Source organism: Myceligenerans pegani, assembly GCF_014892515.1.
Classification (GTDB): Bacteria; Actinomycetota; Actinomycetes; order Actinomycetales; family Cellulomonadaceae; genus Myceligenerans; species Myceligenerans pegani.
Genome location: NZ_JADBGR010000059.1, coordinates 16,957 through 41,384, shown reverse-complemented (window position 1 = coordinate 41,384; position 24,428 = coordinate 16,957). Strand labels below are relative to the sequence as shown.

Annotated in this window: 15 protein-coding genes and 3 rRNA genes; 15 read left to right on the top strand and 3 right to left on the bottom strand. The window is 69.3% G+C overall.

The window, feature by feature from the left end; all coding sequences use genetic code 11:
• Positions 1-160: 160 nt before the first annotated feature.
• The 7 genes from IIE03_RS06275 to IIE03_RS06245 all read left to right on the top strand — a co-directional run bounded on the left by IIE03_RS06275 (position 161) and on the right by IIE03_RS06245 (position 9,703).
• Positions 161-1,695: ribosomal RNA gene (locus IIE03_RS06275) — 16S ribosomal RNA — on the top strand.
• Between the two features lie 526 nt (positions 1,696-2,221).
• Positions 2,222-5,352, top strand: a 23S ribosomal RNA gene (locus IIE03_RS06270).
• 153 nt (positions 5,353-5,505) lie between these two features.
• Positions 5,506-5,622, top strand: a 5S ribosomal RNA gene (gene rrf / locus IIE03_RS06265).
• Together the 16S, 23S and 5S rRNA genes form the textbook arrangement of a ribosomal RNA operon.
• Before the next feature lie 165 nt (positions 5,623-5,787).
• Entirely contained in the window at positions 5,788-6,084 is a 297-nt protein-coding gene (gatC, locus tag IIE03_RS06260; protein ID WP_192861885.1) for an Asp-tRNA(Asn)/Glu-tRNA(Gln) amidotransferase subunit GatC, read from the top strand.
• Positions 6,085-6,087: 3 nt separating this feature from the next.
• Complete coding sequence (gatA, locus tag IIE03_RS06255; RefSeq protein WP_192861884.1) at positions 6,088-7,614, top strand: Asp-tRNA(Asn)/Glu-tRNA(Gln) amidotransferase subunit GatA; 1,527 nt, start codon at positions 6,088-6,090, stop codon at positions 7,612-7,614.
• Positions 7,611-9,122, top strand: a complete 1,512-nt coding sequence (gene gatB, locus IIE03_RS06250; RefSeq protein ID WP_192861883.1) for an Asp-tRNA(Asn)/Glu-tRNA(Gln) amidotransferase subunit GatB — start codon at positions 7,611-7,613, stop codon at positions 9,120-9,122. The genes gatA and gatB overlap by 4 nt, the downstream gene beginning before the upstream one ends.
• A complete protein-coding gene (locus IIE03_RS06245; RefSeq protein WP_192861882.1) occupies positions 9,119-9,703 on the top strand; it encodes a GNAT family N-acetyltransferase in 585 nt (194 codons plus the stop codon). Before gatB ends, IIE03_RS06245 begins: the two co-directional genes overlap by 4 nt.
• A 25-nt stretch (positions 9,704-9,728) precedes the next feature.
• Here the strand turns inward: IIE03_RS06245 and IIE03_RS06240 are convergent, their stop codons facing one another.
• Positions 9,729-10,265, bottom strand: a complete 537-nt coding sequence (locus IIE03_RS06240) for a DoxX family protein (protein WP_225997357.1) — start codon at positions 10,263-10,265, stop codon at positions 9,729-9,731.
• A gap of 135 nt (positions 10,266-10,400) precedes the next feature.
• Here IIE03_RS06240 and ilvD point away from each other — a divergent pair, with 135 nt between their 5' ends.
• The 4 genes from ilvD to IIE03_RS06220 all read left to right on the top strand — a co-directional run bounded on the left by ilvD (position 10,401) and on the right by IIE03_RS06220 (position 15,038).
• Entirely contained in the window at positions 10,401-12,263 is a 1,863-nt protein-coding gene (ilvD, locus tag IIE03_RS06235; protein WP_192861880.1) for a dihydroxy-acid dehydratase, read from the top strand.
• Positions 12,264-12,395: 132 nt separating this feature from the next.
• Positions 12,396-13,190, top strand: a complete 795-nt coding sequence (locus IIE03_RS06230) for an ABC transporter permease (RefSeq protein ID WP_192861879.1) — start codon at positions 12,396-12,398, stop codon at positions 13,188-13,190.
• The gene (locus IIE03_RS06225; protein WP_192861878.1) at positions 13,183-13,989 is read left to right on the top strand and encodes an ABC transporter permease; all 807 of its coding nucleotides are present in this window, start codon (positions 13,183-13,185) and stop codon (positions 13,987-13,989) included. Before IIE03_RS06230 ends, IIE03_RS06225 begins: the two co-directional genes overlap by 8 nt.
• 59 nt (positions 13,990-14,048) lie before the next feature.
• A complete protein-coding gene (locus IIE03_RS06220; protein WP_408632830.1) occupies positions 14,049-15,038 on the top strand; it encodes an ABC transporter ATP-binding protein in 990 nt (329 codons plus the stop codon).
• On the opposite strand, the gene IIE03_RS06215 is transcribed toward IIE03_RS06220, so the two are convergent.
• Positions 15,008-16,324, bottom strand: a complete 1,317-nt coding sequence (locus IIE03_RS06215; protein ID WP_225997356.1) for a cytochrome P450 — start codon at positions 16,322-16,324, stop codon at positions 15,008-15,010. The two genes, IIE03_RS06220 and IIE03_RS06215, sit on opposite strands and share 31 nt — an antisense overlap.
• Before the next feature lie 104 nt (positions 16,325-16,428).
• Here IIE03_RS06215 and IIE03_RS06210 point away from each other — a divergent pair, with 104 nt between their 5' ends.
• From IIE03_RS06210 to IIE03_RS06200, 3 genes are all read left to right on the top strand, one after another.
• Positions 16,429-17,601 carry a 3-oxoacyl-ACP synthase III family protein gene (locus IIE03_RS06210; RefSeq protein ID WP_318842834.1) on the top strand — a complete coding sequence of 391 codons (1,173 nt, stop codon included), beginning with the start codon at positions 16,429-16,431 and terminating at the stop codon, positions 17,599-17,601.
• On the top strand, positions 17,598-18,437 hold the full coding sequence (locus IIE03_RS06205) for a glycosyltransferase (RefSeq protein ID WP_318842833.1): 840 nt from the start codon (positions 17,598-17,600) through the stop codon (positions 18,435-18,437). Before IIE03_RS06210 ends, IIE03_RS06205 begins: the two co-directional genes overlap by 4 nt.
• Positions 18,438-18,592: 155 nt before the next feature.
• Positions 18,593-19,759: a cytochrome P450 gene (locus IIE03_RS06200; RefSeq protein ID WP_318842832.1), complete on the top strand. Its 1,167-nt coding sequence runs from the start codon at positions 18,593-18,595 to the stop codon at positions 19,757-19,759.
• A 102-nt stretch (positions 19,760-19,861) separates the two neighbouring features.
• On the opposite strand, the gene IIE03_RS06195 is transcribed toward IIE03_RS06200, so the two are convergent.
• Positions 19,862-22,108, bottom strand: a complete 2,247-nt coding sequence (locus IIE03_RS06195; protein WP_192861876.1) for an HNH endonuclease signature motif containing protein — start codon at positions 22,106-22,108, stop codon at positions 19,862-19,864.
• A gap of 252 nt (positions 22,109-22,360) precedes the next feature.
• On the opposite strand from IIE03_RS06195, the gene IIE03_RS06190 reads away from it, so the two are divergent.
• Entirely contained in the window at positions 22,361-24,376 is a 2,016-nt protein-coding gene (locus IIE03_RS06190) for an AMP-binding protein (protein ID WP_192861875.1), read from the top strand.
• Positions 24,377-24,428: the final 52 nt, after the last annotated feature.

Genomic DNA, 24,428 nt, shown 5'->3' with positions numbered 1-24,428 from the left:
GTGTGCGTCGGTTGTTTGAGAACTCAACAGTGTGCTTGATAGTCAATGCCAATGTTTAAGGCTCTTCCCTTTTGTGGGAGGGGTTGTTTTGGATCGGATCGGGCAGTTTGTCTGTCTGGTCTGAGCTGGTATCAGTTAAGCTCTGTGAAGAGTGTTTTCTTTTGCGGAGAGTTTGATCCTGGCTCAGGACGAACGCTGGCGGCGTGCTTAACACATGCAAGTCGAACGATGAAGCCCAGCTTGCTGGGTGGATTAGTGGCGAACGGGTGAGTAACACGTGAGTAACCTGCCCCTCTACTTCGGGATAAGCCTTGGAAACGGGGTCTAATACCGGATATTCAGTCTCTGCCGCATGGTGGGGGTTGGAAAGATTTTTTGGTGGGGGATGGGCTCGCGGCCTATCAGCTTGTTGGTGGGGTGATGGCCTACCAAGGCGTCGACGGGTAGCCGGCCTGAGAGGGCGACCGGCCACACTGGGACTGAGACACGGCCCAGACTCCTACGGGAGGCAGCAGTGGGGAATATTGCACAATGGGCGCAAGCCTGATGCAGCGACGCCGCGTGAGGGATGACGGCCTTCGGGTTGTAAACCTCTTTCGACACGGAACAAGGCTTCTCGTTTTCGGGGGGTTGAGGGTACGTGTAGAAGAAGCGCCGGCTAACTACGTGCCAGCAGCCGCGGTAATACGTAGGGCGCAAGCGTTGTCCGGAATTATTGGGCGTAAAGAGCTCGTAGGCGGTCTGTCGCGTCTGGTGTGAAAACCCGAGGCTCAACCTCGGGCTGGCATCGGGTACGGGCAGGCTGGAGTGCGGTAGGGGAGACTGGAATTCCTGGTGTAGCGGTGGAATGCGCAGATATCAGGAGGAACACCGATGGCGAAGGCAGGTCTCTGGGCCGTTACTGACGCTGAGGAGCGAAAGCATGGGGAGCGAACAGGATTAGATACCCTGGTAGTCCATGCCGTAAACGTTGGGCACTAGGTGTGGGGCAGGTTCCACCTGTTCTGTGCCGTAGCTAACGCATTAAGTGCCCCGCCTGGGGAGTACGGCCGCAAGGCTAAAACTCAAAGGAATTGACGGGGGCCCGCACAAGCGGCGGAGCATGCGGATTAATTCGATGCAACGCGAAGAACCTTACCAAGGCTTGACATGCACCGGATCGCTGCAGAGATGTGGTTTCCGTAAGGTCGGTGTACAGGTGGTGCATGGTTGTCGTCAGCTCGTGTCGTGAGATGTTGGGTTAAGTCCCGCAACGAGCGCAACCCTTGTCTCATGTTGCCAGCGGGTGATGCCGGGGACTCATGGGAGACTGCCGGGGTCAACTCGGAGGAAGGTGGGGATGACGTCAAATCATCATGCCCCTTATGTCTTGGGCTTCACGCATGCTACAATGGCCGGTACAGAGGGTTGCGATATCGTGAGGTGGAGCGAATCCCTAAAAGCCGGTCTCAGTTCGGATCGGGGTCTGCAACTCGACCCCGTGAAGTCGGAGTCGCTAGTAATCGCAGATCAGCAACGCTGCGGTGAATACGTTCCCGGGCCTTGTACACACCGCCCGTCAAGTCACGAAAGTTGGTAACACCCGAAGCCCACGGCCCAACCGTAAGGGGGGAGTGGTCGAAGGTGGGACTGGCGATTGGGACTAAGTCGTAACAAGGTAGCCGTACCGGAAGGTGCGGCTGGATCACCTCCTTTCTAAGGAGCACTTCGGCTCGTCGCCCCTGGGGTGGCGGGTCCAGAAGCCGCGCCATGACCGAACGTGTCGTGGGTGGTTGCTCGTGGGTGGAACATTGACGAAGGGCTCTGCCTCTTGTGTGGGGTTGCCTCTAGTACGCCGGGTGCCGGCCTCTCTCTTGCGGGGGGTGGTGGTGGCCGGGCTGGAACGGGTGACGCCTGGGGGTGGGGTCTGCCGAGCACACTGTTGGGTCCTGAGGCAACCGGCTCTCGGGATCGTCACGACCGGGTCGCGGGTTTTTTTGCTCGTGGTCGGGGTGGGGGTTCCTGGGTGGGGTGTTTCGTGGAGGGTTCGGGTCATCGCTGGAGCGATACCGCCAGGCCGGGATGGTGTGGTTGGTCGTTCGTGGGTGGTGGGTTCGTTCGTTGCTTGAGAACTGTATAGTGGACGCGAGCATCTCTGGACATGCCAGTGGCTCTGTTCTCATCCTTGGGGTTTTCATCCTTGGGGTGGGAGGGGGTGTGCTGGTGTGTTCTGTGTAGTGTTGTTGAAGTTTTTTAGGGCACAGGGTGGATGCCTTGGCATCAGGAGCCGACGAAGGACGTTGTAGCCTGCGATAAGCCTCGGGGAGCTGGCAGACGAGCTGTGATCCGAGGGTTTCCGAATGGGGGAACCTACCCGAAGTCATGTTCGGGTACCCGCACTTGAATTCATAGGGTGTGGGGGGGAACGCCGGGAAGTGAAACATCTCAGTACCGGCAGGAAGAGATATTCTGTGAGTAGTGGTGAGCGAAAGCGGATGAGGTTAAACCGTGCGCGTGTCAAGTTGTCAGGCGTTGCGTGTGCGGGGTAGTGGGAGCTTCTTCAGATCTCTGACAGGGTCTGGGCCAGTGAGAAAGTCGTGTGATAGCCGAACCGGGTTGAATACCGGACCGTAGAGGGTGGGAGTCCCGTAGGTGAAATCGTGCGGCCTGGTGGAGGTTGTCCCGAGTAGCACGGGGCCCGTGAAATCTCGTGTGAATCTGCCAAGACCACTTGGTAAGCCTAAATACTCCCTGATGACCGATAGCGGACCAGTACCGTGAGGGAAAGGTGAAAAGTACCCCGGGAGGGGAGTGAAATAGTACCTGAAACCGTGTGCCTACAATCCGTCAGAGCCTCGGCGTCTCCTTGTGGGGCGTGTGGGGGTGATGGCGTGCCTTTTGAAGAATGAGCCTGCGAGTTAGTGCTCGGTGGCGAGGTTAACCCGGGTGGGGTAGCCGTAGCGAAAGCGAGTCCGAACAGGGCGGTCCAGTCGCCGGGTCTAGACCCGAAGCGGGGTGATCTAGCCATGGGCAGGGTGAAGCGTCGGTAAGACGGTGTGGAGGCCCGAACCCACCAGGGTTGAAAACCTGGGGGATGACCTGTGGTTAGGGGTGAAAGGCCAATCAAACTCCGTGATAGCTGGTTCTCCCCGAAATGCATTTAGGTGCAGCGTCGCGTGTTGCTTGCTGGAGGTAGAGCTACTGGATGGCCGATGGGCCCGACAAGGTTACTGACGTCAGCCAAACTCCGAATGCCGGTAAGTTGAGCGTGGCAGTGAGACTGCGGGGGATAAGCTCCGTGGGTCGAGAGGGAAACAGCCCAGATCGCCGGCTAAGGCCCCTAAGCGTGTGCTCAGTGGGAAAGGATGTGGAGTTGCTCAGACAACCAGGAGGTTGGCTTAGAAGCAGCCATCCTTGAAAGAGTGCGTAATAGCTCACTGGTCAAGTGATTCCGCGCCGACAATGTAGCGGGGCTCAAGCACACCGCCGAAGCCGTGGCAACCACACGCATACATTACGGTCAACTTGTTGATTGTCAGTGGTGTGGTTGGGTAGGGGAGCGTCCTGCAGCCGTGGAAGTCCCGGAGTGATCCAGGGGTGGAGGCTGCGGGAGTGAGAATGCAGGCATGAGTAGCGAATGACGGGTGTGAATCCCGTCCACCGAATGACCAAGGGTTCCAGGGCCAGGTTTATCCGCCCTGGGTAAGTCGGGACCTAAGGCGAGGCCGACAGGCGTAGTCGATGGACAAGGAGTTGATATTCTCCTACCGGCGAAGAACCGCCCATACCGAGTCCGGTGAGACTAACCATCCCGAACCTTCCACCACAGTCTTCGGACTGTACCGGGGGGTGAGGCGTGGGACCTGATCCGGTAGTAGGTAAGCGTGTTAACAGGGGTGACGCAGGAAGGTAGCCGCACGTGGCGATGGTTGTCCACGTCCAAGGTCGTAGCCCGTTCCGTAGGCAAATCCGCGGGACATGAAGGGTGAGGGCTGATGGTGACCACTTATGTGGGAACGTGGTGATCCTCTGCTGCCAAGAAAAGCCTCGACGTGAGGTTCTAGCCGCCCGTACCCGAAACCGACTCAGGTGGTCAGGTAGAGAATACCAAGGTGATCGAGCGAATCGTGGTCAAGGAACTCGGCAAAATGCCCCCGTAACTTCGGGAGAAGGGGGGCCCAACCCGTGAACCCTACTTGCTGGGGGGAGCGGGGGTGGGCCGCAGAGACCAGGGAGAAGCGACTGTTTACTAAAAACACAGGTCCGTGCGAAGTCGCAAGACGATGTATACGGACTGACGCCTGCCCGGTGCTGGAAGGTTAAGAGGACGAGTCAAACCCTTGCGGGTTGAAGCTCAGAATTTAAGCCCCAGTAAACGGCGGTGGTAACTATAACCATCCTAAGGTAGCGAAATTCCTTGTCGGGTAAGTTCCGACCTGCACGAATGGCGTAACGACTTCTCCGCTGTCTCGACCGCGAACTCGGCGAAATTGCACTACGAGTAAAGATGCTCGTTACGCGCAGCAGGACGGAAAGACCCCGGGACCTTTACTACAGCTTGGTATTGGTGTTCGGTGCGGTTTGTGTAGGATAGGTGGGAGACTGTGAAGCCCGGCCGCCAGGTCGGGTGGAGTCATCGTTGAAATACCACTCTGATCGCTTCGGGCATCTAACCTCGGTCCGTGATCCGGATCAGGGACAGTGCCTGGTGGGTAGTTTAACTGGGGCGGTTGCCTCCTAAAATGTAACGGAGGCGCTCAAAGGTTCCCTCAGCCTGGTTGGCAATCAGGTGTCGAGTGCAAGTGCACAAGGGAGCTTGACTGTGAGACTGACAGGTCGAGCAGGGACGAAAGTCGGAACTAGTGATCCGGCCATGGCTTGTGGAAGCGTGGTCGCTCAACGGATAAAAGGTACCCCGGGGATAACAGGCTGATCTTGCCCAAGAGTCCATATCGACGGCATGGTTTGGCACCTCGATGTCGGCTCGTCGCATCCTGGGGCTGGAGTTGGTCCCAAGGGTTGGGCTGTTCGCCCATTAAAGCGGTACGCGAGCTGGGTTTAGAACGTCGTGAGACAGTTCGGTCCCTATCCGCTGCGCGCGTAGGAGTCTTGAGAAGGGCTGTCCCTAGTACGAGAGGACCGGGACGGACGAACCTCTGGTGTGCCAGTTGTTCCGCCAGGAGCACGGCTGGTTGGCTACGTTCGGAAGGGATAACCGCTGAAAGCATCTAAGCGGGAAGCCTGCTTCAAGATGAAGACTCCACCACCCTCGGGTGGGAAGGCGCCCGGAAGACTACCGGGTTGATAGGCCGGAGATGGAAGCCCAGTAATGGGTGGAGTTGACCGGTACTAATCCGCCAACAACCTCAACAACACACCCCACACCCACACACTGTGTGTGTGCCGGCTGTTCGCGTCCACTGTACGGTTCCCGAGAAACGACCAAACCACCCCCCACGGGTGCCGGCAGGCACAACGAAGAGGGGGGGCCTGTAGCCCTGGGTTGGTTGGTGAACTCGATAGTGTTACGGCGGTCATAGCGTAGGGGAAACGCCCGGCTCCATTCCGAACCCGGAAGCTCAGCCCTACAGCGCCGATGGTACTGCCCCCGCCAGGGGGTGGGAGAGTAGGACGCCGCCGGACCCCCTTTCACAGAAGCCCCCGAACCTGATGGTTCGGGGGCTTCTGCCATACCCCCGCACCCTGCCCAACAACTCCACCCCCCCACGCCCCCACCACAGCACCGGCCCGGACAGCATCACCCTCGCCGCGAGCAACCCCGCGCCCCATCGCCACTAGACTGACGCCATGTCCACCATCTCCCGAGACGAGGTCGCGCGCGTCGCGGGCCTGGCCCGGATCGACCTGCGTTCCGACGAGGTCGACCGTCTCGCGGGTGAGCTCGACGTCATCGTCGAGTCCATCGCCCGCGTGAGCCAGGTAGCCACCGCCGACGTCCCCGCGACGAGCCACCCCATCCCGCTCACGAACGTGTTCCGCGACGACGTCCCGCAGCAGCCGCTTCCGCAGCAGGACGTCCTGGCAGCGGCCCCGGAGCAGGAGGACGGCCGGTTCCTCGTCCCGCAGATCCTCGGCGAGGAGTGAGAGATGACCAGTGACATCACGCGCCTGAGCGCGTCCGAGCTCGCCGCGGCGATCGCCGACGGCACGGTTTCCAGCGTCGAGGCCACGCAGGCCCACCTGGACCGCATCGCCGCCGTCGACGGCGATTTGAACGCGTTCCTGCACGTCAGTGCCGATGAGGCGCTGGCGACCGCGGCCGAGGTCGACTCCCGCCGCGCTGCCGGCGACGAACTCGGGCCGCTCGCCGGCGTGCCGATCGCGGTGAAGGACGTCGTCGTCACCAAGGGCCTGCCGACCACCGCCGGCTCGAAGATCCTCGAGGGCTGGATCCCGCCCTACGACGCCACGCTCGTCGAGCGGATCAAGACCGCCGGCCTGCCGATCCTCGGCAAGACCAACATGGACGAGTTCGCGATGGGCTCCTCCACCGAGCACTCGGCCTACGGCAACACGAAGAACCCCTGGGACCTCGAGCGCATCCCCGGCGGCTCCGGAGGGGGGTCGGCCGCCGCGGTCGCCGCCTTCGAGGCGCCCCTGGCGATCGGGACGGACACGGGCGGCTCGATCCGCCAGCCCGGCGCGGTCACCGGAACGGTGGGCGCCAAGCCGACGTACGGCGGCGTCTCGCGTTACGGCCTCATCGCGATGGCGAGCAGCCTCGACCAGGCGGGCCCCGTGACCCGCACGGTCCTCGACGCGGCACTGCTCCACGAGCTCATCGGCGGGCACGACCCGCGGGACTCGACCTCGATCGCCGAGCCGCTGCCCGGCCTGGTCGAGGCCGCCCGTCGCGGCGCCACCGGGGACCTGAAGGGTCTGCGCGTCGGCGTCGTCAAGGAGCTCTCCGGTGAGGGCTACCAGGAGGGCGTCAGTGCCCGGTTCACGGAGTCGCTCGACACGCTGCGCTCGCTCGGCGCCGAGGCGGTCGAGGTCTCCTGCCCCCACTTCACCTATGCGCTCGACGCGTACTACCTGATCATGCCGGCGGAGGCGTCCAGCAACCTCGCCAAGTTCGACGGCATGCGCTTCGGTCTCCGGGTCCAGCCCGCCGAGGGCCCCGTCACCGCCGAGCGCGTCATGTCCGCCACGCGCGGTGCCGGCTTCGGCGACGAGGTCAAGCGCCGCGTCATCCTGGGCACCTACGCCCTGAGCGCCGGCTACTACGACGCTTACTACGGCAGCGCGCAGAAGGTCCGCACGCTCGTGCAGCGCGACTTCGCGGCCGCGTTCGAGCAGGCGGACGTCCTCGTGTCGCCGACCGCGCCGACCACGGCGTTCACGTTCGGCGAAAAGCTCGACGACCCGCTGGCCATGTACCTCAACGACGTCGCGACGATCCCGGCCAACCTTGCCGGCGTCCCCGGCGTGTCCGTGCCGAACGGCCTGTCCGACGACGGCCTTCCGGTCGGCTTCCAGATCCTCGCCCCGGCGAAGGCCGACGACCGCATGTACCGCGTGGGTGCCGCCCTCGAGGCAGCCCTCGAGAAGACCTGGGGCGGGCCGCTGCTGGCCCGGGCCCCCGAGCTGAAGACCACGGAGCTGACCCGATGACCGCCGCACCGACCACCGAACTCGTGGCCTACGACGACGCCGTGCGCCGGTACGACCCGGTGCTCGGCATCGAGGTGCACGTCGAGCTCGGCACACGGACCAAGATGTTCTGCGCGGCCGAGGTCGAGTTCGGCGGCGAACCCAACACGCAGACCACGCCCGTGTCGCTCGGGCTGCCGGGCGCGCTGCCCGTGGTCAACGGCACCGCCGTCGAGTACGCGATCCGCATCGGCCTCGCGCTGAACTGCCAGATCGCGGAGTCCTGCCGGTTCGCGCGGAAGAACTACTTCTACCCGGACGTCCCGAAGAACTTCCAGACCTCGCAGTACGACGAGCCCATCGCCTACGACGGCTGGATCGACATCGAGCTCAAGGACGGCGAGATCTTCCGCGTCGAGATCGAGCGCGCCCACATGGAGGAGGACGCGGGCAAGAACACGCACGTCGGCGGCGCGACGGGCCGGATCCACGGCGCGGAGTACAGCCTCGTCGACTACAACCGCGCGGGCATCCCGCTGGTGGAGATCGTCACCAAGCCCATCGAGGGCGCCGGTGAGCGGGCGCCGGAGGTGGCGCGGGCCTACGTGCAGACACTGCGCGACATCTTCCGTGCCCTCGGCGTGTCCGAGGCGCGCATGGAGCGCGGCAACGTGCGCGCGGACGTGAACGTCTCCCTGCGCACCAGCCCCGACGCCCCGCTGGGGACCCGCACGGAGACGAAGAACGTGAACTCCTTCCGCTCGGTGGAGCGGACGGTGCGGCACGAGATCTCACGCCAGGCCGCCGTGCTCGACGCGGGGCAGGCCGTCGTCCAGGAGACCCGGCACTGGCACGAGGACACCGGCATCACCACGTCGGGCCGCGTGAAGTCGGACGCGGAGGACTACCGCTACTTCCCCGAGCCGGACCTGGTCCCCGTCGCGCCGAGCCGCGAGTGGGTCGAGGAGATCCGGGCGAGCCTGCCGGAGATGCCGGCGGCGCGCCGCCGTCGCCTCCAGAAGGAGTGGGGGTACGCCGACGCCGAGATGCGCGACGTCGTCAACGCCGGTGCGGTCGACCTCATCGAGGCGACCGTCGCCGGGGGCACCTCGCCCGCCGGGGCCCGCAAGTGGTGGATGGGCGAGCTCGCGCGGCGGGCCAAGCAGGCCGACGTCGCGCTCGCGAGCATGGCGGTCACTCCCGCCCAGATCGCCGAGCTCGAGCAGCTCGTCGCGGCCGGCACGATCAACGACAAGCTGGCCCGCCAGGTGCTCGACGGCGTGCTCGCGGGCGAGGGCGACCCGGCCGCGGTCGTGCGGTCGCGCGGTCTCGAGGTCGTGTCCGACGACGGCGCGCTGCTGGCGGCCATCGACGAGGCGCTCGCCGCGCAGCCCGACGTCGTGGAGAAGGTCCGGGGCGGCAACCAGGGGCCCGTCGGCGCGATCATCGGCGCGGTGATGAAGGCGACCAAGGGCCAGGCGGACGCGAAGCGCGTGCGTGAACTGGTGCTGGAGCGGATCGGGCAGTGACCAGAGGGCCGGTGCTGCACGGCGAGCTGGTGCGCCTGCGGCCGATCGAACCGCGTGACGCGGATCGTCTCTGGGAGGCGGTCCAGGACCCGGAGGGCATGCGCCTGACCGGGACGACGGAGACGTTCACGCGGGAGCAGATCGACAAGTGGGCGGCGGTCGTCTCGGACCGTCCCGGCCGGTTCGACTGGGCGATCGTGCCCGCGGCCGTGCGTGACGGCGTCCCCGTCAGCGACGAGTTGATCGGCGAGATCGTGCTGAACGACATCGACCCGGAGCGGCGGTCCGCCAACCTCCGCCTGCAGATGCTGCCGAACTACCGCGGCCGCGGATACGGGCGCGAGGCGATCGAGGAGGTGCTCCGGTTCGCCTTCGTCGGCGGTCCGGAGCACCCCGGCCCCCGGCTGCACCGGGTCGGGCTCGACGTCCTGAGCATCAACCCGCGGGCGAAGGCCCTGTACGAATCGCTGGGCTTCCGCGAGGAGGGGCGGCTGCGCGACGTCTACCCGGACGGCGACGGCTGGTCGGACGCGTACGTGATGAGTGTCCTCGAGGACGAGTACGTGAGCGCGAACGACTGACCGCGATGTCGGTCGTCCGGTGCGGTCAGCGGAGCCAGGTCCGGCTTCCGGGGATCCCCGAGGCGGCCCAGGCGCGGCCGAGGCCCCACACGTCGCCGGCCCGCGCGACGGCGAGGGTGACGACGAGCGCCGCGTAGATCACGTGGGTGTCGACGATCGGATTGGTCGAGCCGGGCGCGAAGGTCCAGGCCGAGAGCCACAGCAGGGTCATGATGAGCGCGCCCGACGCCGCCGCGACGCGCAGCCCGATGCCGAGCAGCAGCGCGATGCCGGTGCCCGCCATCCCGGCGACGAACAGGACGTCGGAGACGGGGCTCGCGAGCCCGGCGAAGAAACCGCCGAGCGGGCCCTCGACGTGGCCCAGGTAGCCGGCGGTGGGCGAGTTGCCGGTGGTGAGCCACGCGGCATCGGCCGGGGTGGCGTAGCCGAGCCCGAACGACTTGTCGAGCGCGGGCCAGAGGAACACGAACCCGAGCAGGACGCGGCACACGGCGAGCATCCGGGCGGCGGGTGAGTCGGAGGTGGTCAGGGTGGTCGCGGGCGCTGCCTTCGTGGACGTCATGCGCTGCATCGTGGAGGGGCGCACAGTCGTTGCGGCAGCATGCAAATCGTTTATCTTACGAAGATCTTACGGGCGAGCTGTCCGTACTGTGACCCGGGTGTGTCAGCTGCCGGACAGCGGGACTATCGTGCCCGCATGAGTCGTCCGCTGCGATCCCGCACCTCCACGCACGGCCGGAACATGGCGGGAGCGCGCGCCCTGTGGCGCGCCACCGGCATGGGGTCGGAGGACTTCGGCAAGCCGATCATCGCGATCGCGAACTCGTACACCCAGTTCGTCCCGGGCCACGTGCATCTCAAGGACATGGGCGACCTCGTCGCGAGCGCCGTCCGTGAGGCCGGCGGCGTCGCCAAGGAGTTCAACACGATCGCCGTCGACGACGGCATCGCGATGGGGCACGGCGGGATGCTCTACTCGCTCCCGAGCCGCGACCTCATCGCCGACTCGGTGGAGTACATGGTCAACGCCCACACCGCCGACGCGCTGGTGTGCATCTCCAACTGCGACAAGATCACGCCGGGCATGCTCAACGCGGCGCTGCGGCTGAACATCCCGGCGATCTTCGTCTCGGGCGGGCCGATGGAGGCCGGCAAGGCGGTCGTGGCCGACGGCGTCGCCAGGACCCCCCTCAACCTCATCAACGCGATCAACTACTCCGCCGACGAGAACGTCGACGACAAGGCGCTCGGCATGGTCGAGGAGAACGCCTGTCCCACCTGCGGGTCGTGCTCGGGCATGTTCACCGCGAACTCGATGAACTGCCTCACCGAGGCGCTCGGCCTGTCGCTGCCGGGCAACGGCTCCACGCTCGCCACGCACGCCGCGCGCAAGGAGCTCTTCCTGAACGCGGGCCGCACCGTCGTGGATCTGGCGCGCCGCTTCTACGAGGACGAGGACGACACCGCCGCGCCGCGCGGGATCGCGACCAAGGACGCCTTCATGAACGCGATGGCACTCGACGTCGCGATGGGCGGCTCCACGAACACGGTGCTGCACATCCTCGCCGCGGCCCAGGAGGCCGAGGTCGACTTCACGCTCGCCGACATCGAGGAGCTCAGCCGCCGGGTGCCGTGCCTGAGCAAGGTGGCGCCGAACCACCCGGACTTCCACATGGAGGACGTGCACCGGGCGGGCGGCATCCCCGCACTGCTCGGCGAACTGGACCGCGCCGGGCTGCTGTCCCACGAGGTCACCACCGTGCACACCCCCACTATGCGCGAGTGGCTCGACGACTGGGACATCCGCGGCGGCAAGGCCACCGACGAGGCGCTCGAACTGTTCCACGCCGCCCCCGGCGGCGTGCGGACCACGCAGGCGTTCTCGACGTCGAACCGCTGGGAGTCGCTCGACACGGACGCCGCCGAGGGCTGCATCCGCGACATCGAGCACGCGTACACGGTCGAGGGCGGCCTCGCCGTGCTGCGTGGCAACCTCGCCGAGGACGGCGCCGTGTTCAAGACGGCGGGCGTCGACCCGGACGTGTTCCGGTTCCGCGGGCGGGCGCTCGTGTGCGAGTCGCAGGACGAGGCCGTCGAGAAGATCCTGTCCAAGCAGGTCGAGCCGGGGCACGTCGTCGTCGTGCGGTACGAGGGTCCGGCCGGCGGGCCGGGCATGCAGGAGATGCTGTACCCGACGTCCTTCATCAAGGGTCGCGGCCTGGGCAAGCAGGTCGCGCTCATCACCGACGGGCGCTTCTCGGGCGGGTCCAGCGGGATCTCCGTGGGGCACGTCTCCCCGGAGGCCGCCGCCGGCGGCACGATCGGGCTGGTCGAGGACGGGGACGAGATCTCGATCGACGTCGAGGCGCGGTCCATCGTGCTGCACGTGCCCGACGACGTCCTGGCGGAGCGGCGCCTGAAGATGGAGTCGTCCGAGCGGCCGTGGCAGCCCGCCTCGCGCGACCGGTACGTCTCGCCCGCACTGCGCGCGTATGCGGCGCTCGCCACGAGCGCGGACAAGGGCGCGGTGCGGGACCTGTCGAGGCTTCCCGCGCGCTGAGGGGTCCCGCGGCGAGCAGGGAGCGGCGTCGCGGGAGGCTCCCGCGACTTCCGAGGACCGTGGACGGTCCGACCGCGGATACCGCGAAATTGCGTTGCCCCTGAGTTGACGGGCGAGTAGGGTCTCGCGCTTGTGCGCGTCTACGCCCGGATCCTCGCCGCCGGCTTCCGCACCCAGAGCCGCTACCTCCCCGCCGCCTTCGCCGGACTGCTCGCCAACGCCACGTTCGGGCTGCTCAAGTCCGGGATCCTGCTGACCCTCGTCGACGACGGCGGGGGCGAGATCGCCGGCTACACCGCCGGGACGATGGCGGCCTACGTCTGGCTGAGCCAGGGCCTGCTCGGCTCGGTGAACATCTGGTCCCTGCCCGGCTCGGCGGAGCGCATCAAGTCCGGTGCCATCGCCGTGGACTTCCTGCGACCCGTGGACGTGCAGCTCGCCGGCATCGCCGACGACGTCGGCCGTGGCGTGTTCGCGCTGATCCCGCGCGGTCTCCCGAGCGTGGGCGTGGGCGTGCTCGTGGTGGGCATGGCCATGCCGGCCCAGGTGCTGCCGTACGTGCTCGGCGCGGTGAGCCTGCTGCTGGGGATCGCGCTCTCGCACTCCCTGGCCTACCTCCTGGGCACCGCCGGGTTCTGGCTCGTCGAGATCCGCGGGCTGCAGGTGCTCTACATGGGCGTGTCCGGCCTGCTGACCGGCCTCATGACCCCCGTCTGGCTGTTCCCGGACTGGCTGAAGGTGATCGCTCTCGCCACGCCGTTCCCCGCCGTGATGATGTACCCGATCGACGTGCTCAGCGGCCGGACCACCGGCGCCGACGCGCTGTGGCTGATCGCCGCGCAGGCGGGGTGGCTGGCTCTCGCCCTCGCGGCGGGCCAGGTGGCGACCCGGCTCGGGCGGCGGAAGCTGGAGGTGCAGGGTGGGTGACCTCCTGCGGCCCTATCGCGCCGTGCTCGCGTCGCGGATCCGCGCGCAACGCGCCTACCGCACGAGCTTCCGGGCCGACCTGTTCGGCACCGCGCTCGTCGGGCTGACGGAGATGGCCGAGGTGATCGTGCTCTTCTCGGCCGCGAACGGCACCCTGGGCGGCCTCGACCTGATGCAGGCGCTCCTCGTGTTCGGCCTCGCCGAACTCGCGTTCTCGAACGCCGACATGATGTTCGGGCACGTCGACAGCCTCGCGCAGCAGGTCCGGGCCGGGACCGTCGACGTCCTGTACCTGCGGCCGCAGCCGCTGCTCGCGCAGCTCGTGACCAGCGACATCAGCCTGCGGCGTCTGGGACGCACGGCGCTCGCCGTCGTCGTGCTGATCTGGGCGCTCGCCGCGAACGACATCGACTGGGGCCCGCGCGCCGTGGCGTTGCTGGCCCTGGCGCTCGTGTGCGGGTTCGCGATCTTCTGCGCCAACTTCGTCGCGGCGGGCGGACTGCAGTTCTTCCTGCTCAACGCGGAACAAGTGACCAACGCGTTCGTGTACGGCGGGCGGCACGCGTCCACGCAGCCCGCCACCGTGTGGGTGCGCGGCATCACGGTGATCTTCGGGTTCGTGTTCCCCATGGCGTTCTGCGCCTACCTGCCCGCGATGCTGCTGCTCGGCGAGCCCGGCGCGGACTGGCTGCCCGCGTGGCTCGGGTGGTTCGCACCCGTGGCGGCGCTGTGGGCGTGGATCCTCGCACTGCTCGCGTGGCGGGCGGGTGTACGGCACTACCAGGGAGGTGGAGGGTGAGCAGGACGACGCCGGAGACGGCGGGCCCGGGCACGGCCCGGCCACGGGCGACGGCCAGGGTGCCGGCGGACGGCCGGACGCCGTCGTCGGACACGATCGTGGAGGTGCGCGGACTGAGCCGCGACTTCCGGGTGCGGGACGGGCTGAAGGTGCGGCGGCTGACCGCCGTCGACGACATGAGCTGGAGCATCGCGGCGGGCGAGGCGGTCGGATACATCGGCGCCAACGGCGCCGGGAAGTCCACCACGATCAAGATGCTCGCCGGAATCCTCGTGCCGACCGCCGGCGAGGTGCTCACCTGCGGGCTGCGGCCGGTCAAGGACCGCAAGAAGCTCGCGCGGCGGATCGGGGTCGTCTTCGGGCAGCGGTCGCAACTGTGGTGGGACCTGCCCGTGCGGGAGTCCTTCGGCATCCTCGCGGCGATCCACTCCCTGTCCCGCGCGCAGGAGCGGACCCGCACGGACGAGCTCGTCGAGACCCTCGACATGGGCGACTACCTCGGTACACCCGTGCGGCAGCTGTCACTCGGGCAGCGGATGCGCGCCGAGGTCGCGGCCGCGCTGCTGCACCGGCCGGAGCTCCTCGTCCTCGACGAGCCGACGATCGGGCTCGACGTGCTGTCCAAGCAGCGGCTGCGCGAGTTCCTGGTCCGCGAACGGGCGGAGCACGGCACGACCCTGCTGCTCACCACGCACGACATGGGCGACGTCGAGCGGCTGTGCGACCGGATCCTCGTCGTCGACCACGGGCGGCTCGCCTACGACGGGAGCCTCGACGGGCTCGGGCGGACCGTCGGGGCGGAGCGCGTGCTGATCGTGGACCTCGCCGAACCGCGCGCCGAACTGGCCGTGCCCGATGCGCGCCACCTGCGCAGCGAGGGCGGCGGCCTGCGGCAGCACCTCGCGTTCGACCCCGCCACGACGACCGCCGCCCGCGTGCTCGCCGCCGTCTCCGAGCAGGCCGACGTGCTGGACCTGACGATCGCCGAGCCGGCCATCGAGGACGTGGTGCGCCGGATCTACGAACGCGCGACCACCAGCTCCTCGTAACCCGGCACGACCACCCGCCGCGCGGCACGACGCCGGACCACGCGGAGCGGGACGGCGCCCTCCGCGGGCCACAGCACCCGCAGCAGCGCGGAGATCTCCGCACGGGCGAGCGCCGCGCCGAGGCAGAGATGGCGGCCCGCGCCGAACCAGAGCTGGCGGGTCTCCCGGACGTACTCCCGGTCCGCGCGGAACGGACCCGCCGCCGCGTTCGCCGACCAGACCAGCAGCATGATCCGTTCCCCCGCGCGGAGGCGGGCGCCGCCGATCTCGACGTCGCGGGAGACGCCGCGCCCGATGACCGAGGCGGGGCTCGTCACGCGCAGCCCCTCGCGGACCACCGGTTCCCACGGGTCGGTGTCCGACGGCGGTCGCCCCGTGGGTGCGGACGTGCGGTCGTTCTGGTGGTCGTGGTCGTTCAGTCCGGCGAGCAGGCGGTGCTGTTCGCCGGTGTCGATCAGGAGCGCCGTCGTGCGCATCATGGCGCTCGCGGACGTCTCCGTCCCGGCGACCATGAGCAGGCTGGCCAGGCCGGTGGTCTCCTCGAGGTCCAGCCCGAGCTCCCGGGCGCGCCCGAGGAGCCGGTCGGGCGGCGCGGTGCGGAAGGCGCGCGGGACGCCGGCGGTCAGCTCGTCGGTGATGAGCTTCGCCTCGGCGATCGCGGCGGGGGAGAGCGTGGTGGACGCGGCCGTGCCCAGGGCGAGCCTCGCGAGCCGCTCGCCGGTGCGGAAGGCGGCGAGCGCCCCGGCGTCGTCGGGCCACGCGGGGTCCTTGTTGGTGCCGGTGCCGGGGCCGGTGCGGTTTCCGGCGTCGTCGGGCGCCGGGATGCCCAGGAGCTCGATCATCATGCGGCCCACGAGCACGCGTGCGGTGTGGGCGACGTCGACGGGCTCGCCGGTGGACAGCCGCGCGCGGACGTCGCTCAGGACCGGTCCCCACGTCTCCGCCACCAGGGCGGCGGCTGACCTCTCGGTGAACAGGTCGCGGGCGCGCGTGCGCAGGTCGTGGTGGCCGGGACCGTCGAACAGATCGCGTACCCACTCGCCGAGGATCTGTGCCCAGAGGTCGCCGACGCCGCCCTCACCCACCATCGTGAAGGAGCGGTGGTCCTTGAGGACGACGCGCGCGACGACGGGGTCACCGGTCACCCAGCCGATACCGGGGACCCTGCGGATCGCGGGTCCGGGCAGACGTGCGAGGCCTTGTCCGGCGAGCAGCAGCCCGGCCATCGCCGGACGGGCTCGCCAGAGCAGTCCCAGCTCGTGCCGGGTGGTGGGCAGCGGAGTCATGAGGAGAGTGTGCCGTGCCGCCGTTCCTTCGTGACGAAATCCTGGCGGACGCGTGCGGCGGACTTTTGCGGGGGGTGTCCGTCAGGGTCGCTACCGTGTGCCAGGTGCCGATCGAAATCAGGGCCGCCGTCGAGCCGTCGACCGCGGTCGTACCGGAGCCGACGCAGCCTGTCGCCAGGATTGCGGGGGTCGCCGTCCATCTGCCTGCCGGGACGCGGGACGTCGCCGAGGTCGAGAGGGATCTGCACCGCCGGAACCCGAAGGTGGTGCCGCGGGTTCCCATGGTCTCCCGGCTGACGGGGGCACGGACGGTGCACGTCGCGGGCGAGGACGAGCAGGCGTCGGATCTGGCGGTGGTGGCCGCGCGGACGGTGCTCGGCGGGGCGGGGCTGACGCCGTCGGACGTCGACCTGCTGATCTTCGCGTCGGCGTCGCAGGACATGGTCGAGCCCGCCACCGCGCACATCGTGGCCGCGAAGCTGGGCGCGTCGTGCCCGGTGATGGACGTGAAGAACGCCTGCAACTCGGTGCTGAACGGTATCGAGGTGGCCGAGGCGCTGATCGGCACGGGGCGGTACCAGCGGGTGCTGATCGCGTGCGGCGAGATGCCGAGCCGGGCCGTGCGCTGGGACGTGCCCGACCGGGCGACGTACGCGCTGTCGGCGCCGGGGTACACGATGTCGGACGCGGGTGCGGCGGTGCTTGTCGAGGCGGTGCGGGGCGCCGGAGGATTCGGCGGGGCGGGCCTCGGCGGGGCGGACCTGGACGGCCCGGACTTGGGCGGGCCGGGTCTCGACGCGGAGCTCGCGGACCTGGCGGGGGCGGCGCCGTCGGGCATCCTGGCCTCGGCCTTCACGGCGGCGTCGCGTCACTGGGACGTCGGGATGCTGCCGGGCGGCGGGACGTTCAATCCACGTGATCCCGAGCGCAGCTACTTCGAGATCGACGGGTCGCGGCTGCGGGAGGCGTTCGACGAGCTCGGTCCCGAGGTCGTCGTCGAAGCCATGGCGAAGGCGGACGTGACGTGGGACGACGTCGCGTTCGTGGCGGTGCACCAGGTGGCTGTCGCCTATCTGGACGACGTGTTCGGGAGTCTGGGGGTGCCCCGGGAACGCACGATCGTGACCATCTCCGACCACGGCAACGTGGCGTCGGCGAGCCTGCCGCTCCAGCTCAGCCTGGCGGAGCGGAGCGGACGACTCCGGCGTGGGGACGTGGCGCTGCTGGTGGGCCTCGCCGGCGGGATCAGCATGGGGGCGATGGTGATGCGGTGGTGAGCGGGGATCGGGGCCGTGTCGGGTCGGGAGGGCGGTCCGGGGATGCGGGGGCGGCGCCGGAGGACGTCCGGGTGGTGCGGCTCGCCGTCGTCGTCCCGGCGTTGAACGAGGCGCACGAGCACGGGATCGTGCGCACGCTCGAGGCGCTGCACGCGCAGGAGGACGACGACTTCAACCTGGTCGTCGTGGACAACGGGTCCACGGACGGGACCGCGGAACTGGCGGGCGAGACGATCGCGCGGCTCGGGCGGGGGCGGCGGTGGCGGGTGGTGCACGAACCGCAGAAGGGAACGGGTGCCGCGGCCGACACGGGCATGCGCGTGGCGATCGCCGGCGGGGCGGAGCTGCTGGCCCGTACCGACGCCGACTGCCTGCCGCCGCCCGGATGGACGCGGGCCGTCCGGGACGCGTTCCGCACGGGGGACGAGCTGATCGCGGGGCGGCTCGTGCCGCGGACGGACGACCGGCCGGTGTCGCGTGTGCAGCAGTCCGTGCTGGCGGGCGTCGTGTGGCTGGCCGCCGCGTTCGGCAAGGTGCGGCCCGGGAACCGCGGCGAGGGATACCTGGGGCCCTACGTGATGGCACCCGGCTGCAACATGGCGATCACGGCGGAGCTGTACGAGCGGGCGGGCGGGTTCCCGCGTACCCGGATCGAGGACGTGCACGAGGACCGGGCTCTGGTCAACGCGGTCCGGCGGCTGACGACCGCGTACGGGGAGCACCGGGAGGTGTGGGTGCGGGCCTCCACGCGGCGCGTGCACGCCTGGGGCGTGGTGCGGACGCTGGGCTGGTACGCGGACCATCGGTACCGGCCCGAGGTGGTGGACATCCGGTGACGGGCGGGCGGCGCGGTGAGGGTCGTGCGACGGAGGCTCGCCCGGCCGAGGCTCGATGGGAGGAGCGCGTCCAGCGCGCCGCACATCCCGTCGCCTATCCCGCGGTGAGGGCGCTGCGGTCCCGGCCTGTCGTGCGGATACCGCGGGTCGGGCTGGTGGTGAACGACGCTGCGATCGCGCGCGAGGTGCTTCTCGACGTCGGCCGCTTCTCGAAGGTGGGCCCCGGGGCTCCGTCGGACCTCTGGACCCCGATCCTGGGGCCGTCCGTGCTGCTGAACATGGAGGGCGCGGAGCACGCCGCGCTGCGCCGGGCGCTCGGGCCGATCTTCTCGCCGCGCGCGGTGCGGGAACTGGTCGAAGGGCGAGGACGGGAGCGGGCCGGGCGGGACCCAGATGCCACGAGTCCGCTCGCCGCCATGGTGGCGCGCCTCGACGCGGGTGAGACCGTGGACCTCGCCCGGGTCGTCGCCGCCCAGGCAGGGTCCGTGATCTGCGGGCTCGTGGGGCTGCCACCCACGGACGCGGCGGTGCGGACGTCGATCGCGGCGGCGCAGGTGGTGACCGGGATGGTGCGCCTGCATCGGCGCCGGCTCACGACGTCGCAGGTGGCGTACGCGCGGCGGGTGCTGGGGGAACTGACGGCACCGGCACGTGACGCGTATCGCGCGGGCGACGAGTCGACCGTGCCCGGGCGGATGCGCGGGCTCGGCCTGTCGGAGCGCGAGGCGATGGGCGCGGTCGGGGCGTTCGTGCTCACCGGGACGGAGACGGTGCAGTCGTTCGTGCCGCGGCTGCTCGCGATCGCCTACGACACGGGGTGGACGGGGAGGCTGCTCGGCGTCGAGGAGGCGGGCTCTCGGAGCGAGGTCTCCGGGGACGACCTGCGCCGCCGTGTCGTCGAGGAGGCTCTGCGCGTGACCGTGCCCACGCCCGCGATGCTGCGGTCCGTGCGGGCCGACGCCGTCGTCGGCGGAGAGCGGGTCAGTGCCGGGGACCGGGTCGTCATCGCGACCGTGAACTGCTGCCGGGCCGCTGGCGCGTTCGATCCGGACCGGCCGGTCGACCCCGACGTGCGGCACCTGTGGTTCGGTGCCGGCCCGCACTTCTGCCTGGGGATGCCGCTGGCGATGGCGCAGGTGGAGGCTGTGCTGGACGCGCTCACGCCGCTCGCCGCGACCGGCCGTCGCGTCGTCGTGGGACGACGCCGGCCTGCGCGCGGCGTGCTCGTGCCGGGCTACCGGGGGCTGGAGCTCACGCTCGACGGAGGGCACGGCCGGGGGCGGGCGGTGGAGCACGGCCAGGGGCGGATCGTCGGGTTGTGACGGTCCGTGCGGTGGCGGGGCGTCCGACGGGTCCGACCTTGTCGGACAGGGCGAATCCTCCGGGCCTGCCGGACAGGGTGGACGTGCTCACACGCGTCCGGGTCAGAACGGTGGCGTTTCCGGATGGCGTCCACGTGGCCGGCCGGCCTTCGCCTCGCCGGGCCCGCTCCCCGTGGTCGTGGGTGGTGCGGCGAGCGTCATGCCGTGTGCGAGGGCGTAGCGGATGGTGGGGTCGGTGATACCGGGCTCGACGACGGCGGGTGTGCCGCTGGGTGGCGTCCATCGGGTGGTCCCGGTGTCGGCGTCACGGGTGACCTGCCAGTTCGCATGCGTTTTCAGATTGTGGTGTTTGCGACATAGAGGATGGAGATTCGTGGCGCGGGTCTGGCCGGGTTCGCCGGGCTGGTACCGATGGTCGTGGTCGAAAGGCCGGATGTGGTCCAGGTCGAGGGCGGCCCGGCCGCCGGTGGTGGCGGGTCGGTGGCAGCCGGGGAACCGGCAGGTGTGGTCACGGGCCGTGACGGCGGCGCGCAGGATGCTGCCGGGGGTGTAGGTGCGGGCCGAGTAGTCGGTCAGGACGCCGGTGACCGGGTCGGTCAGCAGACGTCGCCAGGTGGCGTCCGCGGCGATGCGTGCGGCCGAGTCGGCCGGTATCGGACCGATGCCCTCCAGGATTCCGGGTGTCGTGTCCTCGGGATCCAGCAGCATGGTGGCGGGCACGGTGACGTTTACCGTGGTGGACACGTCCACCACGCGGAGCCGCGTGTGGCTGCCGGACTCCGCAGCGCTCGCGTCCTGGTTGCCGGTGTTGTTGCTGGTGGGCGCGCTGCCGGTAGCGCCGTGTGCGGGGCCGGTCAGGACGATACCGTGCGGGTCGTCGGGGATCGGGATCAGGTCGGTGTCCAGCACCGGCTCGACCAGCCGCGGCGGCTCTCCTACCACCTCATCACCACGACCGAGCTCACCACCACGGCCGGTGGTGGCGCCGTGACCGGCGGAACCGGCGTTGTGGTGGTCGGCGTTGTGGTGGTCGATGCCGCGGTTGCCGTCGCCGGCCTCGTCAATGCCGGTGCCGGTGCCGGTGCCGGTGGTGTTGGTGCTGTCGGGGCAGGGCAGGACGAGGTCGCCGGTGATCAGCGCGGCGAGCGCGGCGGCACGCAGGGCGCCCAGGGGGCGGGTCTCGCCGGAGGTGTCCTTGAGGGCTTTGGCCGCGGCCTGGACGGTGTTGAACGTACGAGCCGCGTCCACCACGGGCAGGTCGGCGATCAGGCGGCCCATGCCCGGGCCGGCCTGTTCGGCCCACACGTTGCACCGCTCGATGATCTCCCGTCGGCGCGCCTTCCTGCCGTGCAGATCGGCGGCGCGGGCGTTCATCTGTTCGCTGACCCACCGCCACGTGCGCGTGCGTGCACCGGGCAGCAGATCATCGATGGCCTCGCCGCGTTCCTCGGGGGTCAGGTCGGTGCCGGCGCGCAGGAACGTGTCCGCCTTGCGCGTATCGATCCGCCCGGCGGCCAGCGACTCACCCAACCGCGGATACATCGCGGTTCCCTCGCCGCGCATGGCGATCTGCCAGCCTTCGGGCGTGGTGACGTGCAGCTCGGCCGCGATCTCACCGGCGGCCGAGTCCCGTCCCAACGGGCCGTCGGTGCGAGCCATCAGCTCCGCCGCCACCCGCGCCTGAGCGGCACGCACCCAGGAGGCCACTCGCTCCCAGCCGGCGATCACGCTGCGCAACTCGTCATCGGCGAGACTCTCCAAGCTCTCCGACGCACGCCCGGACGCATCGTCCACGCCGATACGGTCCGCGTCGGCACGATCCGCAGAGGCGCCGTCCACGGCGCCACGCTCCCTGCGGGCGCCGAACGGCGGTTCCAAGCCGGCCAGGTCCCTCAGGACACCCGCCAGCGCCACCCCCGGGGACAGGCGATCCACGTCCTCCAGCAGCAGCCTTGAGACATCGACGACGACGTCTCTGCCACCAGCCTCCGACGACACGCCACCACCGGTGCCACGGTCCGTGCCTCCAGCGGCGCCCACACCACCGTGCGGGCAGCCCGCCGTGCCCGCGACCTCCGACCTGGAGGCTTCCACATCCCGGTCGGCATACGGGTCGGTCGCCAGAATCGCGGCCAGTTCCCGTTCCGTGTGATCCGGCGCCGGCACGGGCCGCCCGAACTCGTCCACCACGTCCGCGTCGTCCGACCCGCAGTCATCGAACCCGCGGCCGAACTCCTCGGCGCACCGATAGTCGATCGCGCCGGTCGGGCCGACCCACTCCACCTCGCCGGGCGGTATGCCCACGGAGGGAGCGCGCCCGGCGCCGTCGTCGAACATCGAACCGGCCATCGGTCGCACCCCCTTCCGTTTGGTCGCTCGTCGTTGTGTTCGATCCTATGTTCAGTACGTCACTATCGCTATCAGAAACGAGAATCTGTGGATAACTTGCCGCATCGACCGTGACAGTGATCCCATGGGCTCGAGACGACGACACGTGGCCGTCCGAAGGAGACGCTAGATGCACACACCGACACGCAACCGCCTCGCAGAGAACCGGAGCAGGGGTGACGTGTCATCGATGCTCGGTTACGTTCGGCTCTCGTGAGTACGGGGAAGACGTTCGTCGACGAACTGCTGACATCGGTGGCCGACGGCGGGATCGATCGCGACGAGGTCGCGCTGCGCTGGTTCGGTGACGCCTTTCCAGGAGCGCGTGGCGCCCGTCGCGGATGTCGCGTCCGCGAGGAGGTCACGTTCGCGGCACTCGCGGACCGCGTCGAGGGCACCGCCACCGGCCTCCGGGCAGCCGGCATGCGGGTCGGTGAGCGCGTGCTGTTCAGCATCCGGCCGCGTCCCGAGGGCGTCGTTCTCTGCCTCGCGGTGATTCATGCGGGCGGCTCGATCGTGTTCGTCGACCCGGGGTCGACGCCCGAGCTCTTCGAGGCGCGCCTCGCGGCCGCCCGACCACGCTGGGCGGCGACCGAGGCTCTGCTGTACGTGGCGTCGTCGGGTCCGCTCGCCCGTCTCGCGAGGGCCCGCGGGCTGCTCCTGCCGGACTACGCCCGTCTCCCCGTCCGGCACCTGTACTCGGGAACCTGGCTTCCCGGTGTCCCGCGCGGGGCCCGGCGAGTGGCGAGGCTGGCGCTCGGCCGGCAACCGGCGGCGGACGGCGCTGTGGCAGGCGATGGTTCGCCGGACGGGCGTCCGGCGGACGAGCGGGTCGAGGAGAAGAACGCCCCGGGGGAGCGTGAGGCGCTTGTGGTGTTCACGTCGGGCACCACGTCGGACCCACGGGCCGTCGTGCACACCACCTCGTCCCTCGGCGGGATGCTCGCGTTGTTCGCTCAGGTCGGGGACCCGCGACCCGGGCAGCGTGCGCACACCGACCAGATGTTCCTCGGTCTGCCCGCGCTCCTGGCGGGCGGTACCTGGGAGATCCCGGCGCGGACACCCGCTGCCGACCCGGCCGCGTTCGCCAGGGGAGTGGCGGGTGCGGACACGTCGTTCGCGGTCCCCGCGGACGTCACGGCACTCCTCGACGTGATCGAGAAGGGTCACCGCGGTGCGCGCACGGTCCGCCGAGCTGGTCGTGCAGCACGCTCGGACGGGTGGGCACGGCGTGCGTGCGACGACCAGGCGGGAATCGCGGCCGAATCCGGCGGCGCGGGCCGGGCGCCGACGGGGCCGCGGGTGATGGCTGTCGGGGCTGCACCGGTGACTCCCGCGCTGATGGAGCGGGCGGTCCGCGTGCTGCCCGAGACGCACTGGATCTGTGTGTACGGGGCCACGGAGATGCTTCCCGTCGCCGTCGTCGACGGTGCCGACAAGGCCGCCGCCGTCCGGTCGTCGCGCGAGTCGTCGGCTGTGTCGCCGTCGGCCGCCGTGTCGTCGGCCGTCGTCTCGCCCGTGCCCGCACCACCCGCCGGTGATCTTGTCGGTACCCCGCTCGACGGCGTCACGGCCCGCATCGACGCCCCGGACGACGACGGCGTCGGCGAACTCGTGATCTCGGGCCCGTCCCTCATGGCCGGCTACCTCGCCGACCTCGACGCCGGCCGGCCCGCCGCCGTCGAGCATCGAACGGGTGACCTCGCGCGGGTCGACGACCTCGGCCGGCTCATGCTCGTCGGCCGTACCCGCGACATGATCATCCGCGGCACGGTGAACATCTATCCGGGCCTGTTCGAACCGCGTGTCCGGGCATTGCCGGGCGTCGGCGACGCGCTGATGGTCGGTGTCCCGATGGACGACGGCGATGAGCGGGTGGTTCTCGTCCTCGTGGCGGATCGTGATCACGTCAGGTCCGGCGACGCTCGCGGGCGGGACGTGCCGTCGTCGCCGGCCGACGCGACGCGCACCGACGCGACGCGCACCGACGCGACGCGCATCGACGCGACGCGCACCGACATGACACGCACCGCCGTGACGCTCACCGAGAACACCGCCCTCGCCCGTGCGGTCGGGCCCCGCCTGCTCGGGGTCCTGGACCACGGGGCCCTGCCCGACCTGGTGGTCGAGGCGCCGTTCGTGCCACTGGCGGGCCGGTCCCGCAAGCCGGACCGGTCAGCCCTCGCCGCCGCGGCCGCGTCGCTCGTGCGGGAGTCCGCACGGACCTGAGGGGCGAGAAGTCCGCTCGCAGACGTCCGCCCGCAGAAGTCCGCCCGCAGAA

Coding starts and splice junctions, on each gene's coding strand:
- gatB (WP_192861883.1), top strand. CDS start 7,611: ATGACCGCCGCACCGACCACCGAACTCGTGGCCTACGACGACGCCGTG.
- ilvD (WP_192861880.1), top strand. CDS start 10,401: ATGAGTCGTCCGCTGCGATCCCGCACCTCCACGCACGGCCGGAACATG.
- gatC (WP_192861885.1), top strand. CDS start 5,788: ATGTCCACCATCTCCCGAGACGAGGTCGCGCGCGTCGCGGGCCTGGCC.
- gatA (WP_192861884.1), top strand. CDS start 6,088: ATGACCAGTGACATCACGCGCCTGAGCGCGTCCGAGCTCGCCGCGGCG.
- IIE03_RS06240 (WP_225997357.1), bottom strand. CDS start 10,265: ATGACGTCCACGAAGGCAGCGCCCGCGACCACCCTGACCACCTCCGAC.
- IIE03_RS06195 (WP_192861876.1), bottom strand. CDS start 22,108: ATGGCCGGTTCGATGTTCGACGACGGCGCCGGGCGCGCTCCCTCCGTG.
- IIE03_RS06215 (WP_225997356.1), bottom strand. CDS start 16,324: ATGACTCCGCTGCCCACCACCCGGCACGAGCTGGGACTGCTCTGGCGA.